The sequence below is a fragment of the Candidatus Thiodiazotropha sp. LNASS1 genome, from assembly GCF_964212655.1.
GTDB lineage: Bacteria > Pseudomonadota > Gammaproteobacteria > Chromatiales > Chromatiaceae > Thiodiazotropha.
Genome location: NZ_OZ156465.1, coordinates 957,802 through 974,023, shown reverse-complemented (window position 1 = coordinate 974,023; position 16,222 = coordinate 957,802). Strand labels below are relative to the sequence as shown.

General features: G+C 47.3%; 10 protein-coding genes. 6 read left to right on the top strand and 4 right to left on the bottom strand.

What is annotated here, in order from left to right; translation table 11 throughout:
• Positions 1-25: 25 nt before the first annotated feature.
• On the top strand, positions 26-3,223 hold the full coding sequence (locus AB8516_RS04210; protein WP_369158388.1) for an efflux RND transporter permease subunit: 3,198 nt from the start codon (positions 26-28) through the stop codon (positions 3,221-3,223).
• Between the two features lie 13 nt (positions 3,224-3,236).
• The gene (locus tag AB8516_RS04205; protein WP_369158386.1) at positions 3,237-3,590 is read left to right on the top strand and encodes a copper-binding protein; all 354 of its coding nucleotides are present in this window, start codon (positions 3,237-3,239) and stop codon (positions 3,588-3,590) included.
• 116 nt (positions 3,591-3,706) lie between these two features.
• Here AB8516_RS04205 and AB8516_RS04200 read toward each other — a convergent pair whose 3' ends face one another.
• A complete protein-coding gene (locus AB8516_RS04200; protein WP_108292934.1) occupies positions 3,707-4,891 on the bottom strand; it encodes a YbfB/YjiJ family MFS transporter in 1,185 nt (394 codons plus the stop codon).
• A 452-nt stretch (positions 4,892-5,343) separates the two neighbouring features.
• Here AB8516_RS04200 and AB8516_RS04195 point away from each other — a divergent pair, with 452 nt between their 5' ends.
• Complete coding sequence (locus tag AB8516_RS04195; RefSeq protein WP_369158383.1) at positions 5,344-7,449, top strand: ATP-binding protein; 2,106 nt, start codon at positions 5,344-5,346, stop codon at positions 7,447-7,449.
• Positions 7,450-7,722: 273 nt separating this feature from the next.
• On the opposite strand, the gene AB8516_RS04190 is transcribed toward AB8516_RS04195, so the two are convergent.
• Positions 7,723-10,293, bottom strand: coding sequence for an ATP-binding protein (locus AB8516_RS04190; protein ID WP_369158381.1), 2,571 nt, complete (start codon positions 10,291-10,293; stop codon positions 7,723-7,725).
• Between the two features lie 391 nt (positions 10,294-10,684).
• Here AB8516_RS04190 and AB8516_RS04185 point away from each other — a divergent pair, with 391 nt between their 5' ends.
• The 3 genes from AB8516_RS04185 to tnpA all read left to right on the top strand — a co-directional run bounded on the left by AB8516_RS04185 (position 10,685) and on the right by tnpA (position 13,979).
• Entirely contained in the window at positions 10,685-11,593 is a 909-nt protein-coding gene (locus AB8516_RS04185; protein ID WP_369158379.1) for a crotonase/enoyl-CoA hydratase family protein, read from the top strand.
• 375 nt (positions 11,594-11,968) lie between these two features.
• Positions 11,969-13,258: a cyclopropane fatty acyl phospholipid synthase gene (cfa, locus tag AB8516_RS04180; RefSeq protein WP_369158377.1), complete on the top strand. Its 1,290-nt coding sequence runs from the start codon at positions 11,969-11,971 to the stop codon at positions 13,256-13,258.
• Between the two features lie 292 nt (positions 13,259-13,550).
• A complete protein-coding gene (gene tnpA, locus AB8516_RS04175; protein ID WP_369157546.1) occupies positions 13,551-13,979 on the top strand; it encodes an IS200/IS605 family transposase in 429 nt (142 codons plus the stop codon).
• A gap of 247 nt (positions 13,980-14,226) precedes the next feature.
• Here tnpA and AB8516_RS04170 read toward each other — a convergent pair whose 3' ends face one another.
• Both AB8516_RS04170 and AB8516_RS04165 read right to left on the bottom strand, forming a co-directional pair.
• Positions 14,227-15,519: an FCSD flavin-binding domain-containing protein gene (locus tag AB8516_RS04170; protein ID WP_369158375.1), complete on the bottom strand. Its 1,293-nt coding sequence runs from the start codon at positions 15,517-15,519 to the stop codon at positions 14,227-14,229.
• Positions 15,520-15,530: 11 nt separating this feature from the next.
• Complete coding sequence (locus AB8516_RS04165; protein WP_108292948.1) at positions 15,531-16,199, bottom strand: c-type cytochrome; 669 nt, start codon at positions 16,197-16,199, stop codon at positions 15,531-15,533.
• Positions 16,200-16,222 lie beyond the last annotated feature (23 nt).

Here is a 16,222-nt window from a genome sequence, read left to right as displayed (position 1 = left end):
AGAGATCGATTCAGAAGAAGGAATCATGATGCATGATGCAAGCGATATTGTGGGAGAGGATCCCTCCCGGTCCTTTATCGCCCAAGTAATTAGCTGGTCGGTTCACAATCAGTTGATCGTGTTGATCTTAACCACGGCCTTGGCTGTCGCGGGTATGCTTGCGATTGATCGCACACCTCTGGATGCGATTCCCGATCTCTCCGATACGCAAGTGATTATCCGCACTGATTTCGCAGGGCAGGCGCCACAGATCGTTGAAGAACTGGTGACTTATCCGCTCTCCACCACCCTGCTAGGATTGCCAAAGACAGAAGCGGTGCGTGGTTTTTCCATGTTTGGAACGAGTTTCGTCTACGTCATATTTCAGGATGGTGTTGATGACTATTGGGCACGTAGTCGGGTCGCTGAGGCTTTGGCGACGGTACAGAATGATCTTCCCGAAAACGCCACCCCTCGACTCGGTCCCGATGCCACAGGTGTGGGTTGGATCTACCAATATGCCCTCCTGGACCGAACCGGCCGCTATGATCTGGCCGAGTTGCGCGCGTTGCAGGATTGGTTCTTGCGCTTCGAGCTCGCAACTGTTTCCGGCGTATCTGAGGTTGCCGCTGTTGGCGGATTTGTACGCGAGTACCAAGTGCTGATTGATCCAAACAGATTGCGCGCTTATGACATCCCGTTGGTTAGGGTACGCGAGGCGGTTGAAGCCGCCAGCATGGAGGTGGGTGGCAGGGTGTTGGAACGGGCCGAGACCGAATTAATGATCCGTTCCCGAGGCTATGTATCAACCTTGGAGGATTTACAGAGGGTTGTGGTGCGGGCGCGTAACGGTACGCCTGTATTGATCACTGATGTTGCCAGAGTACTGGAGGGGCCAGAGCTCAGGCGCGGGGTTGTGGAACTGGACGGTGAAGGCGAGGTTGTCGGTGGTATCGTGGTCATGCGTTCCGGAGAAAACGCGCTGAACGTGATCAAGGCAGTGAAGGAAAAGCTCGATATTCTGCGTCGAGGTCTGCCCGAAGGTGTGGAGGTCCGAACCGTGTATGACCGGGCACCCCTGATCCGGGGTGCCGTTGATTATCTCAGCCACAAGCTGGTTGAAGAGGGAATTGTGGTTGCCCTGGTCTGCATCCTTTTCCTGTTACATGCACGCTCGGCCTTTGTCGCCATCATTACCCTACCGCTAGGTGTGCTGGGTGCGTTCACTGTGATGTCAGCACAGGGTATTACCGCCAATATCATGTCGCTCGGTGGCATAGCGATTGCGATCGGGGCAATGGTGGATGCTTCAATCGTGATGGTGGAGAACGCCCATCGAAAGCTCAGTGACATGCCAGATTCCGTGGGTCAAAAGGCGCGTAACGCAGCTATCCTGCAATCGGCCAAGGAGGTTGGACCAGGTCTCTTTTTCAGCCTCTTGATCATCACCGTCTCCTTTTTGCCTGTTTTTGCACTGACTGGCGAAAGTTTCCGGTTATTCTCGCCGCTGGCGTACACCAAGACCTATGCCATGGCCTTTGCATCCCTGCTTTCGGTCACCATAGTACCTATTCTCATGCTTTGGCTGATCCGAGGCAGAATACGCCGTGAGGAGGCTAACCCACTAAATCGTCTCTTTGTTGCGTTGTACAAACCTGTCCTACAGTTTTCTATGCGGGTTCGTTGGTTGACGCTGATGATCGCATTGCTGGGTATTGCCAGTCTGTGGTACCCGCTATCCAAGCTTGGCTCAGAGTTTATGCCCGCTCTCTATGAAGGAGAATTGCTCTATATGCCGACCACATTGCCGGGTGTATCTATCACCAAGGCGAAGGAGGTCTTGGCACAGACCAACCGCTTGATTCGCTCCGTGCCCGAAGTGGAGCAGGTTTTCGGCAAGTTGGGACGGGCCGATACAGCTACGGATCCCGCACCAATATCAATGATAGAGAGTTGGATTCGCCTCAAGCCGAGGGAACTGTGGCGGCCGGAGGTGAATATAGACGAATTGATCAAGATCCTGGATCAACAGGTGAAGTTACCCGGTTTGGTCAACAGTTGGGGTTATCCCATCAAGATCAGAATGGATATGATCTCAACGGGTATACGCACGCCAGTCGGCATAAAGATATCCGGTGCGGATCTTGAAGAGATTGGGCGTATCGCACTAGATGTGGAAGCGGTAGTCAAGGATGTGGAGGGAACCCGTAGTGTATTTGCCGATCGTGTAACCGGCGGCAAATACCTGGAAATTACACCAAATCGAGATGAATTGGCGCGGAGAAATATCGATCTTGGTGTGTTTCAGTCTATTATTCAAACCGCGCTCGGTGGGATGAAAGTGGCGGAAAGTGTGCAAGGACGGGAACGATATAACATCATTCTACGTTATGACAGGCCGTTCCGCGAATCTGTGCAGGACCTCACCGAGGTTCTTGTGCCGACACCTGGCGGTATGCATATTCCTCTCGGTGAACTGGCCGAAATCAAGTTTACCGAAGGCCCTCCTATGATCAAGTCGGAGAATGCCAGATTAACCGGTTGGGTATTTGTGGATATTGGTGAGCGTGATATTGGCGGTTATGTGGATGAAGCGCGTAAGCTTGTGGCTGATCAAGTTACGTTGCCTCAGGGTTACGCTGTTACATGGTCCGGTCAATACGAACAGATGCTTGAGGCGAGAAGCAACTTGAAAATCGCGATACCCGGAGCTGTTGCCATTATCCTTGTACTCTTGATGATTCATTTTGGCCGCACCGATCGTACGGTGATGGTAATGACCGCCTTACCGTTCGGCCTGGTGGGCGGTATGTGGTCGGTGTATCTTGCGGGATACAATCTTTCGGTGGCCGTGGCGGTCGGTTTTATAGCACTTGGTGGCATCGCTGTGGAGACTGCTGTGATAATGCTGCTCTATATCGATCAGCAGGTGCGTACTCTACCACCGTTGGATCGGCATCAATTGTTTGCCGCCATTATGGCGGGTGCTGCTTTACGCGTTAGGCCAAAGCTTATGACCGTTTCAGTCATCATTGCCGGCTTGTTGCCAATATTTTTCACTGAGGGGCCTGGTTCTGATGTCATGCGACGAATTGCTTTGCCAATGGTGGGCGGTATGGTCAGCACTACCGTCATGACCCTTATCGTGATTCCTGTGATCTATTTAATCTGGGAGGCACGCCGGCTACCCGAGACTGTACCGACTTCTCAAAAAACCGATGAATACTCATCCAGACTGCCCTAAGAGGATTTCGAGCATGAACAAAGTAATAAAATTGATCTCAATTGTGGTTGCCGGTGTGATCATCGCTGCTCCAGTTATAGGTGACAGCCACAGCGGCCATAGTATGCATGGTCACGGTGAAATGACGAGTAGCGCTAATCATGGTATGGGGAAGGGCGTGCTACACAAAATCGATATGGAAAACAAAATCGTCAATCTGACACACCAACCAATTCCCGAGCTCAATTGGATGGGGATGACAATGGACTTGCCGGTTACAAGACGGGTCGACTTGTCTGAATTCAAACCAAATGACAAGGTTAACTTTACGGTAAAAAAAGGTCGTGACAAACAGTTTCGTATTACCGTCATGGAATTGGACAAGTGAATAAAGGGCGGTGAGCAAACAACCTCAACCATAACGAAGATCTCTTTGATCTGTAAAGGGTGCTGTCACAGACAAGTTGATCTTCAAAGGCATACAATGATGGCGAGGCTGCTGTATTATAAAGTGGCGGTGTTTTGTTTGGTCTCGAACAGTCTCAGGCCGGCTATCAATAATGAGCCGATTATCATGATGCCGGCGGCCAGATAGAGACCGTCACTATAGCTGCCGCTACGTTCAGCCAGCACTCCCGTAATGGCAGGAATGACGATCTGTGCAATGCCGTAGGAAATGGTCATTTTTCCCATCATTTTGGCGGGGCGGGTAGGGTAGTAGCGCCCGGCCATGGTCAGTACCAGGCTGACGATGCCGATGAAAGTTCCGCCAAACAACAACGCCCCGGCCATCGTCATGATGGGGCTATGAGCTACCACCGGTAACAGGATGCCGACAGTCTGCAGCAGGAAGGCGATGAGCAGGGCGTTGAGATCGCCTGTTCGACGTGCCACCAGGTCCCAAAGGATACAGGCGGGCGCCGCGGCCATGCCGAGGATGAAAAAGCTCCAGGCGCCCAGCCCGTTGAGACCGGGTAATTGATCGATAATGGCTACGATAAAGGTGGCACTGACCACATAGCCCGCACCAGCACAAAAGTAAGCAGCCATGAAGAGTTGCAAAAAGCGTCGGCTGGGTGGTGTATCGACCATCACCTTACCGCTGCGTGTGACCTGGCTGGTATCGGGAGAAGGCAGCCATGCCCACGCGGGTAAAACCATCAGGGTTCCCATCAGGCTCAGCATCAACCATTGTCCACGCCAATCGAAATGGTGACTCATCAGTTCCACCGCAATGGCGCCAAACGCAATGCCCAGGCCGACACCGCTGAAATGAATGCCCAGCTCGCTGCGATGACCGTGTCGTATGAGCCAGTTCAGAATGAGACCGGAGCCCAACAGCAGTCCCGCAGCACTGCTTAAACCTGCAACATAGCGGTAGAAGGACCAGAGCCATATGTTCTCTGTAAGTCCCATACCCAGGGTGGATACCACCGCCACGACCAGACCGATACGATAGAGACGGTCTTTGAGTACCAGATTACTGATCAGTGATGCCGTGATAGCCCCGCTCAGATAACCTAGATAGTTGACCGCCGTTAACCAGCCTCCCTGGGAAAGTCCTAATCCGGCCTGTTCCAGCATGATCGGGAGTAGCGGTGTATAGGCAAAACGGGCAATGCCCAACATCAATATCAGGCTGATAATACCGCCAGCCAGTACTTTTAGCCGTTCAGTCTGGTTGTCCATGTGGTGAAGTTTTTACTGTACATAAAATCTTGATATTACTCACTAAGATGTGATTTTTTTAATCAGTTGTATTCAATGTAACCGTCACTCGGCCATTAGGTATTTGTAACGGTACACTCAGTGTGCTTTGAGAAGCAGAGCCAGTTCGAGAGTATACCCAAAATACGGCAATTTCGTTAAGTATGCGCTGTTCTCTGTCTGGTGGTTGGTCAAGCTTCCTTAATCTCAGAGTTTGGCAGGAGGATTCACTTTTTATGCCTGAATCTGTGAATCCGTGTCCATTGAGTTATTCCTATACGGGTTTATCAAAAAATTGAACTAAAGAAGCCATTTTTCAAAAATAGTATTTGTAATAACTGCCATCAGTGCTAACAGAATTCCACTTATTATGATTTTGCACACAATATTATTGTAGACTTGAGATGTCTTAGATTATTCATGCGAAACGGTAAATGATTGAACAAAATATCACTCGTTCTTTATCGATTGTTCAGAGGATTATTACCCGCTTTAAAAATCGGCCAGACTCTGAACATGAACAATCCCTTGTCAGGATTGCTATTACGATAATAGTGCTGATCTATCTTGGGTTGTCGTCACTACTTGGCGAGCAAAGCGAGTCTGTAAAGCACGGTCTGATAATTCTCTGTCTATTCTTGGTATTTTCCACGGTAATATTAATAGCGATTGCAATCAATCCAGGCATCTCTGTTACCAGGCGAATAATATGTATGCTTGGTGACATGGGGATGATTACATATCTTTTGTACTATTACGGTCAGATGATGACTCCACTTTACGTTGTATATCTATGGGTATCATCCGGTTATGGGTTGCGTTACGGAAACCGCTATTTAGCTGCCTCTACTGTGCTTGCTGCAATGGGCTTTATTTTAGTAATGCGCTACAACGCAGAGTGGAGAGAGGATCCTATCATAGGTTGGAGTTTGTGGATCGGATTAATTGTACTGCCCATGTACATTGCTTCATTATTGGCTAAACTATCACGTGCTCTGGATGCTGCCAAATCCGCAAATGAAGCCAAAAGCCGGTTTCTGGCCAATATGAGTCATGAAATCCGTACACCTATTAATGGTGTAATCGGGTTATTGGAGTTGCTAAGTGTTACACCTTTGGCGGAAAAGCAGAAGTCACTGGTACATGGAGCTCAATCATCAGCAGCTATGCTGTTGCACTTGGTCGATGATGTATTGGACATTAGCAAAATTGAAGCAGGACGCATAATAATTGCAAATGCTCCTTTTGATTTGCACGCTCTAATAAACGGTGTTGTCGGCTTGTTTAACAATGAGGCAAGAAAAAAGAATCTGGTACTAAAACGTAATATTGAACCGGCATGTCCATACTGGTTGATCGGAGATGAACTGCATTTGCGCCAGGTCTTGGTTAACTTGGTTGGAAATGCTGTAAAGTTTACTAATCAGGGGTGGGTTGAAGTACGAGTAGAAGCCAACAGCGTGACAAGTGACAGTGTGCAAATAAAGTTAACTGTCGAAGATACAGGGATAGGTATATCTGAAGAGGCTAAATCTTATATTTTTGACCCATTTCGACAAGAGGATGAGGGGATCAACAGACGATTTGGGGGTACAGGTTTAGGCATGAGCATCGCCAAGCAATTGGTTGATTTGATGGATGGACAGCTTTTAGCCTCAAGTGAGATGGGCAAAGGCAGCCGGTTTACTTTGATTATGGACTGTCAGCGTGCGAGTGTGCCAGCTAGTGTACAGTATTTGAGGTTTCCTGCTGGTATCCGCTTAATCAGTAGTGACAGTAAATTAATCAAGACTTTATGCGAGTGGTTAGGGGAGTGGAAAATAAGCTGCACAGTGGATATGGGAATTACATTACAAACAGATTTTGACGAAACAGTTGTACTTATTGATACACGTTGTTTGAAGCATGGAGATAAGTCGATACTTGGTAAATCAGGACTTGCCAGTAGAGACTTGATATTGATCACTGACAAAACACGTGAATCGCAAGATGCTAACAAATTCGACTATATCGATATACAACCACTACCGATTGAACGTGAACGTTTATTCAACGTATTACATAGTTTGCAGACAGCGACATTCAATGATACTGAATTACAGCCAGATCAAGATAATGCAACAGCAAAGTCGTTACTAACAGGCCATATTTTAGTCGCAGAAGACAACAAGATAAATCAACGAGTAACGTGTAGATTTCTTGAGCAAGACGGGCATAAGGTGGTATTGGTAGATAATGGGGATACAGCCCTTGATCAATTAGAGGCGCAAGACTTTGACTTAGCGATTGTGGATATGATGATGCCGGGGCATGGGGGGCTCGATGTGATCAAGTTATTTCGTAATACACAGGGTAGCCGAACTGAACTGCCGTTTATCGTCCTTACTGCCAATGTGAGTAAGGAAGCACAGATGGCATGCGATAGTATAGGCGTCAAATATCTCAGTAAGCCATTGAGAGGAGCAGATTTAAAAGCAGAAGTTCAGCAAATACTGATAACAAAAAAAGATGAGCGTAATGGCAAAGATGGCAGGTCATAGATCTTAATATTCTATATGAGCAGTATCGAAATAATTGAGATCAAATTATTGTGCCAAGGATGGAAAGCACAATGTTGCGTCTAATAAGAATTGAATTTTCTAACGTACATTGTCATCTGACACTGCATGGAAAGACACGACAAGATATCTATCTAAAAATTACTGAAAGTAAAGTGTTTATAGATTACCTGAAATGGGATTGTGTTCGGCATCAGTAGATGTGTCAGGCCGGGTTAGGAGATGCACAATTACCGTAACCGCTGCTGAGAATAATTAATCTAGATTTTCCTTGCGGTTGACCAGTTTTATGTTGATGTGATTGTCTTCAAGATATTGCTCCAAGGCAGACTTGGTTTTATCGATGATTTCTGCCAACTCTTTCAGGTAGGTTTGTCCATTACGTCTGATCTCTTCACTCGACAAGCGATTCAGTCTGCTGGCCTTTTCGAGCAGATAAATTGCACCAATATTACCTGCGGCACCTTTGATTGCATGTGCATCATCGATGATCTGTGTTATATCGGTATCATGTATAGCGATTTCCATGCGTCCTATGCAACTGTAGACATCAGTAAGGAAATGGTTGACCAGTTCCTTGAAAAAGTCATCGCGTGTACTCAATCTGGTTAACTGATCAAGTGTGTCCCTGTCTAGGTATTGCATTCTTTTTGATGCAAAAGGAGTAGTCTTATGACCTGCCATGTAGGTCGTGGGAGTCTGTTCTGAAATTTTGTTGCCACGATCCGTCAGACGATGGATCTCCTTGAGTAGGGCGCTGATATCGATTGGCTTTTGTAAATAGACATCGGCCCCTGCTTCTCGACACTGCTGTTCCGCATCTTTCGAGATATTTGCTGTCAGTATGATAAAAGGTATATCTTTTATTAGGCCATACCCGGATTTGTACTCGCGTATGACATCAAGTCCACCGATTCGGGGCATTTGCATATCAAGGATGGCCAAATCGTATTCACAATCTTCGAATTTTTCCAAGGCACTTTGTCCATCTTCTACCAACTCGACTTGATAGCCTGCCTTAATCAGCATCTCACTGAGAATTAGACGATTAACGGCAGTATCTTCAGCAACAAGAATCTTGAGTTTGTCGTGGTTCTGGGAATGTGCCCAGCTATCGATTGCCTCTACACCCTCCGGTAGGTTGGTATCGAGAAATGCAGTGTGAATCGCATTATAAAGTTGGCGTCGGTTTTTCAGATCATGGACTACAGAATCTATTTCAGGTGGTACATCAAATGGTTGGTATTTGCCGATAATATCAATTAGTATCAGATGGGCTTGATCACCCGATACTTCACGTAATCTTACTGCAAGTTGTGCTAGATTTTCATCTATATACTCTGCATCCAGAATTAAAAGGGGTTGTTGATCAGATATAGATGTGCTTTGAGTGAGAAGTTCAGTCAATTCTTCAATTGTACTTACCACATCATTGCCTATCTCCCACAGCTTCAGGGGTTGGTTGATCTTATTGTAGAAGTGAAGGCTGTTGGTGAATGTGATTGTAGTGTGTCCTGTATAGCTCTGCTCCTTTGTTGACCCAGGTATCTCGAGTGGAAGATCAAAATAGAACCGAGACCCCTTTCCCAACGTGCTTTCCACATGAATATCGCCACCCATGCAGTTAACGAGCTCTTTAGAAATTGTAGTACCAAGACCTGAACCACCATACTCTCTGGTAATGGAATCATCAATTTGGTTGAAACGCTGAAATAAATTTTTCAGTCCCTCTTGAGAAATACCGATACCGGTATCTATAACCTCAAATCTTAAATTTACCATTGAGTCAGTGGTGTGTAATGGGTTGACTCTGATGTCTACATAGCCTTGATGAGTAAACTTGATGGCATTACCCACGAGGTTGTTAAGTACCTGTTGTATGCGATGGTGGTCACCAAGCAGATTGAACGGAACTTCAGGAGATATATGGGTCATCAAACTGATGTTTTTCTCCTTTGCGATTGGTTCAAGTGATGCGCTGACAGTTGTAATAAGTGAATGCAGATCAAACTCCTGGTGTTCAATCTTGATTTCACCGGCATCTATTTTCGAAAAATCAAGGACATCATCGATGAGTGAAAGCAGGTGTTTTGCTGAGGAGTCGATGGTATTGACTTTTTTCTCTATCCTTTTTCCCAGGTTTTCAGTCATCAGTAATTGAGAAACACCTATGATGCCTGTTAACGGTGTTCGCATCTCATGACTCATATTTGCAAGAAACCGCCCCTTTGCCTGGTTTGCTGCCTCAGCAATAGCTTTTGCATCTACCAGCTGTCCAAGTATCTTGGAGACGAAAATTGGTATGATGATATTGGTGATGATCAATCCATAACCCACAACCGGGTGTGCTAGCCAGAAGGGTGTTGTGTTGATCACAACCAGAAAACCGGAGGTCGAGAGCAGCATACCCAGGTAGAGATAGCTGTTACCGAAACGTGCGCCATATCCAACGGTGATCCAGAGTAGGACAGTAAAGAGTGGCGCACCAACCTCACCTGCGCCATACATGGCGAGACAGGTCATCGTATGATCACCCAGCATGGTGATGGTTTTACGTAACTTTGAACCCTGTTTGATGTAAATAAACGATAAAAGAATCAGAATTGAGAATAGTTCGTATCCAGCTGCCAGCCTTGTAGCTGTTACATGAGTACTTCCGAGTGGGTTGGTCAGATCAGAAATCAGCAGATAGGTGAACACGATGAAGGTAAAAAAGAGGCGAATCAGTCCCTGCTCATATTCCAGACGTGCCTCATCACTTAGTCCATGGGAGATGAAAGTGAGTCTGGGTAATTTAAAAACCTCTTTCAATGTATTGCCAGCCATGGCACAAATACCCCTAAGTGATTGATTTTAGGTTTTCTAGACCAGCCATTGTAACAGTCAAGTCATACGTTTAAACGTATAGGACAATGATAGCGGCTGAGAATAGGCAAAATTTTAGTCATTATAAGAAATAAATTCCTATAAAAAAGTTTAATGTCAAAATATGTTGCTCGGGATCAATTGCTTAAGCGATTCTACTTCCCAGGGAATGTGGAATTGAGTCACGATCAGATTGACTTGATTACTCAGTCCTTAAACATTTCATAAAATGCTGTTTCTATCCTGTGGTGGCAACGCCTAATATAAATCCACCATCTATTTTTCTTATGCGATGGAAATTAAACATACCTATCACCAGACCTATATGACATCTACCCGTGAGGAACAGAAAATGCTTAAAGCCGTACCTACACAATCAATATCAGAGTTGACATTTGACACGTTGAACATTCGATATGATGAAAGTTACAGGACCCTTACCTTTGCCATGGATCCCGGCACAATTCCCTGTTTTTCACCCCAATTACTGAAAGACATAAACTGTTTTCAGACATGGACAAGTGATTACCTAAAAAGTACTGAATCGAAGACCGATATCGATTTCCTGATTTTTGGCTCCGATGTGCCCGGAATTTTCAATCTCGGTGGCGATTTGAAATTTTTTGTGGACATGATAACAACAGGCGACAGGCAGACCCTGCAAAAATATGCAGAGCTGAGTATCGATGTGCTGTATGCCAATTTCATCAATCTCAATACCAATGTCCACACCATATCATTGGTTACCGGAACAGCGCTTGGAGCGGGATTCGAAGCAGCACTTTCCAGTGACTACATCATTGCTGAAGCCGGTAGTGTGTTTAAATTTCCCGAGGTTGTTTTCAATATGTTCCCTGGTATGGGTGCCTATTCCTTCCTGTCCCGGCGGATATCACCCGCATTGGTGGAGAGAATGATCATTAATGCTGAAGGTTATACCGCAGAACAGCTTTATGAGATGGGAGTTGTTGATGTTGTTGCAGATCCGGGTGAGGGTGAGCTGGCGCTCAGATCATTCATCAAGCGTCTCAATAAGTCGAATATTACCAGGCGTTCAGTACTAAAGATGCGAAACCGGATCATGCCCTTGGAGAAACAAGAGTTGCTTGATATTGCGCATGATTGGGTGGATGCGGCATTTTCACTCTCAGATAGGGATATTTCAGCGATGTCGCGTCTTGTAAGGGCACAAACGAAGATGATGAGCCAGCAAGAAACGCAAGAAAAGCCGACTGACTTGCCTATGCAGAGTCATGGTTAACTGGGGTGTCTGTAAGATAACCAATTTATCTTTAAATATATTGGAGAGTGTGTCACTGGACGATCATAAATAAACGTTTTGATTAAAATCTGGTGAGATGTAGTGGTGCGATTATTTGGTTTGCACTCCTTGTACCGAGGGGGGGCTATTGTTGTGTTACCAGTTTGTGTCAATTCCATAAGAGAGCGCATGCTCAGCTGAGCATTGGGTTGGAATTGTGAACAGTTGGTCTGAAACCGGCAGGTGATATGCAGCGTATCTACTAACATCAGGAATTGTATAACTAAAACTGTAGTATATTGGCGAAACTACGTTCTAGTGCTGTGGTGGTGCATATCTGTAAAAAATGACAATGAAACGGCTCCATGCAATTGATTGAACCTGTCACAAAAAATAAATCAATTTGTAATAGGTGAATTGATATTTTACCGATTACCTGAGAGGAGATTGCCTATGCCTTCCGTGAATATTAATCACGGCCTGCATAATGAACCTCACGGTGAGCTTAAGCCTCCCCAGGTATTGGTCGATCTTCTGAAGCAGGCTGATGTTCAGTTTAACGGCAATCGACCGTGGGACATTCAAGTACATGACAAAGAACTGTATCGATATGTCCTGACCCGGGGTTCACTCGGTTTTGGTGAATCTTTCATGGATGGCCACTGGATGTGTGATGCAATGGATGTATTATTTTCTCGCTTGATGACAGTTGATATCGATCACCAAATTGCTGGTTGGTTTAAGTTTAGTATGCTCGTCGAGTTGATTCGCAACTATCTGTTCAACTTTCAGTCTATTACTCGAGCCTTTCAAGTGGGTGAACGGCACTATGACGTGGGTAATGACATATTCGAAGCCATGCTCGATTCGACCTTGAGCTACTCTTGTGGTTATTGGAAGTCCGCGGAAAATTTGGAACAGGCACAACACGACAAACTGGATATCATCTGCCGCAAGCTTCAATTGCAACCCGGTGAGAGACTGCTTGATATAGGCTGTGGCTGGGGTGCCTTGATGCAGTATGCTGCCGAACATTACGATGTTAGTGTGATTGGAATTACCGTGTCAAAAGCACAGCAGAAACTAGCCCGTGAACGCTGTAAGGATCTTCCTGTCACGGTTGAACTCAAGGACTACAGGGAAATTACAGGCAGCTATGACAAGGTGGTATCCGTAGGCATGTTCGAGTATGTAGGCCACAAGAACTATCGCACCTATTTCCATACCGTAGACAGATTGCTCAGGGATAACGGTTTGTTCCTGCTGCACACGATCGGCCAGAACAAAACAGCGAAGACATTAGATCCCTGGATAGATAAATATATTTTCCCCAACGGTAAACTGCCTTCTGCACAGGAGATAACGCAATCCCTGGAATCTGTGTTCCTGATACAGGATTGGCACAATTTCGGACCGGACTATGACCGAACATTAATGGCCTGGTGGCATAATTTTGACCATGCCTGGCCTGAGCTGCGTAAGCACTATGACGAACGTTTTTATCGCATGTGGAAATACTATCTGCACTCATGTGCCGGTTTTTTCCGCAGTCGCCAGGGGCAGCTTTGGCAACTAGGGCCTGTTAACACTAATCCAATCGGCTCTGTTGTGTCTGAAAATGCGCCAATCAAGGCGCGAGGAGTGAGGTTTGGTGATTCCAAATGAGTGACGAGCAACGCCGAGTGGCGCATTTTCAGGCACAACCCGAAGGGCTGGGGCTGTTTTTCCACCCAGCGGCGTTATCATTCGCTCATTTAGCACGGCTAAACCTCGCTCATTCTGCCTTGCTGGGTAAAAAAACAGCTCCAGCAGAGTCGATTGGATTAGTGTTAACAGGCCCTAGACAAAAATGGAGACCCCCCAGCTCTGCTGGGGAGGCATCAACAGTTTGACAGAAACAGGAGTCTCATAGTAACCCCAAAGCGTGAGCCGCCAAGCAACACGCTAAGGAGAAACCATGAGACAAGTAGAAAGTTTAAGCCACACGAGATGGGAGTGTAAGTACCATATTGTGTTTATCCCGAAGTACCGGAGGAAGACGCTTTTTGGGCAGATCAGGCAGGAGCTTGGAGAGGTATTCCATCGGTTGGCAAGGCAGAAAGAGAGTTTGATAGAGGAAGGGCATGTCATGGCTGATCATGTACATATGATGATATCGATACCACCAAAATATGCGGTATCGCAGGTAGTTGGGTTTATCAAAGGGAAAAGTGCGATCCACATAGCCCGTACCTACCTGGGTCGTAAAAGGAACTATGTTGGCCATCATTTCTGGGCCAGGGGATATTTTACTTCGACGGTAGGCAGGGATGAGCAGGTGATTCGGGAGTATATACGGCACCAGGAAGCGGAAGACCGCAGGATTGATCAATTACAGTTGATGTAACAGCCCCTTTGAGGGGCTCAAGGAGCCAATAGGCTCCGTTTTACAGACCGCTTCGAGCGGTTCACAACTAAAGCCCCCGGCTTTGCCGGGGGATACTTACTACTGAATAAACGTCAGTGTGAGGGTGTTTACCGCTCGGTGCGTTGACAACAATTGGATAGATCTGGTTGAGCAACAGATAAAAAAAGCGCCACAATGTGGCGCTTGAATAGCCTGTTTTTAGTCTTTCTACAAAGTGTTTTTTTTATCAGGTGAACATATCTGAGGTGATATTCTTGAACCAGCTGCGCGCATACTGCGCCTCGATGGCTCTTGTCTCAGCGGATGCATCCATTGGCGAAAGACCTCCGGCACCTTTGACACCGACGATCTTACCGTTAACCAATTGGTAGACAGCAGCTACCGAGATGCCCCAATCAGGTGTGATGATGCTGTAACAGGTGTTCACATAGGAGGGTTCGCCCGGTGCCTCACCGTTAAGCGCAGCGACAATGGCGGCGGCGCAGACCTTACCCTGTGAGTTGGCGGCATAGCCTGACTTGGGCATCTTGCCGGCAATACTGGCGTCACCGATGACGTGCACATCCTTATGGATCTTCGATTCGAATGTACTCTGGTTGACCGGACACCAGCCGGAATCATCGGTCAGTCCGGCGACTTGTGCGATCTTACCCGCCTTCTGTGCCGGGATAACATTGAGGACATCGCCTTTGTACTCGTCTACCTGTCCGACCAGAGTCATGTTGTCTGGATCGATTGCTTCGATGATACCGCCGTCGGCGCCACTAACCCACTCGATGGTATCGCCATAGAACTTCTTATAGCCCTGCATGAAAAGGCCCTGTTTGGAGAACTTATCCTTGGCGTCCAGGATAATGACCTTCGACTTGGGTTTGTGATGCTTGAAGTAGTGGGCGATCTGTGCAGCACGCTCATAGGGACCTGGTGGACAGCGGAAGGGATTGGGTGGCGCCGCGATATAGCAGACACCGCCATCCTTCATGGCCATGAGCTGTTTATGCAGGAGAGTGGTTTGCGGACCCGCCTTCCAGGCGTGGGGAATCTTCTCCGCCACGGCCGCACTGTGACCCTCGATCATTTCAAAACGGAAGTCGATGCCTGGGGAGATCACCAGTTTGTCGTACTGGTACTGGTACTGGTTACCGCCGGCACCCTTGACGGTATGGTTGGCCGCATCGATCTCCACCACTTCGTCGTGCACCACTTCGACATTGTGGTTCTGATTCATGGCCTTGTAGTTGAATGTGATGCTGCCGATATCCCGTTCACCACCCAGCACCTCGTTGCTGAGGGGGCAGGAGACATATTGGGTATTCTTCTCGATCAGCATGACATCGATCGAGGGATCGGCCTTTTTAATATATTTAGCGGCGATAGCGCCACCGTAGCCGCCACCGATCACAATCACCCGCCCTTTGGCACCTTTACCGAATGATACCGGGCTGAATGAAGCGACGCTACCCAGTGCGGCACATGCGCCGGTGGCTTTGATAAATTTTCTTCGTGTTAGTCTGGCCATTGCTCTCCCCCTCATTTCTCGCTCAGATAGTAGTGAGCCATGGCTTGCAACTCTTTCTGAGAGAGTTCGGCGACTCGTTTACCCATTTTTCTCGGCAGACAGCGCCGGCCTTTCTTGTGGCAATCCTTCAGGTAGATCATTGTGTAATCCGGCCACTGCCCAGCCAGCCGGGGAGCATCGTCCTCCTGAACTCTGCCGCCATCTTCATGGCATGTTTTGCACCGCTTTTCATGTATCTTTTTACCTATAGCAGCCAGCTTTTTGTCAGCTTTGGCGGGACTGGAGACCCAAGGCTGGCTGGCGATATAGGAAGCGATCGCCTTCAACTCATTGTCGGAGTAACCTTTGGCAATCCGGCCCATGATGGTCGAGTCCCGCTCGCCACTCTTGAACTCGGCCAGTACCAGCTGCATATACTCCTTTTCCATACCGCCGATGATCGGCATAGCATCGCCGGCGCTGGCACCGTCGGTTCCATGACAGCCGGCACATGTATTGGCAAGCATGCTGGGGGAACGGATACCTGGTGGCTTGGCGGGGGCCATCTCAGCCGCAGGTTTGGCTGCAGTTTTGGCACTCTCTTTTTTCATTGCGCTGTCGGTGGTGCTGCAGCTCGACGCCAGCCAGCCAAACATCACGCCAACGAAGAGTGCCGTTGACAGTTTTCTGTTTATTTTCATGAATATCTCCTCAGGTGGACTGT

What these genes read in the sequence shown, in the direction of transcription:
- AB8516_RS04170 (WP_369158375.1), bottom strand. Translation starts at nt 15,519, where the DNA reads ATGGCCAGACTAACACGAAGAAAATTTATCAAAGCCACCGGCGCATGT.
- AB8516_RS04195 (WP_369158383.1), top strand. Translation starts at nt 5,344, where the DNA reads ATGATTGAACAAAATATCACTCGTTCTTTATCGATTGTTCAGAGGATT.
- AB8516_RS04185 (WP_369158379.1), top strand. Translation starts at nt 10,685, where the DNA reads ATGCTTAAAGCCGTACCTACACAATCAATATCAGAGTTGACATTTGAC.
- AB8516_RS04200 (WP_108292934.1), bottom strand. Translation starts at nt 4,891, where the DNA reads ATGGACAACCAGACTGAACGGCTAAAAGTACTGGCTGGCGGTATTATC.
- tnpA (WP_369157546.1), top strand. Translation starts at nt 13,551, where the DNA reads ATGAGACAAGTAGAAAGTTTAAGCCACACGAGATGGGAGTGTAAGTAC.
- AB8516_RS04205 (WP_369158386.1), top strand. Translation starts at nt 3,237, where the DNA reads ATGAACAAAGTAATAAAATTGATCTCAATTGTGGTTGCCGGTGTGATC.
- AB8516_RS04165 (WP_108292948.1), bottom strand. Translation starts at nt 16,199, where the DNA reads ATGAAAATAAACAGAAAACTGTCAACGGCACTCTTCGTTGGCGTGATG.
- AB8516_RS04210 (WP_369158388.1), top strand. Translation starts at nt 26, where the DNA reads ATGATGCATGATGCAAGCGATATTGTGGGAGAGGATCCCTCCCGGTCC.
- AB8516_RS04190 (WP_369158381.1), bottom strand. Translation starts at nt 10,293, where the DNA reads ATGGCTGGCAATACATTGAAAGAGGTTTTTAAATTACCCAGACTCACT.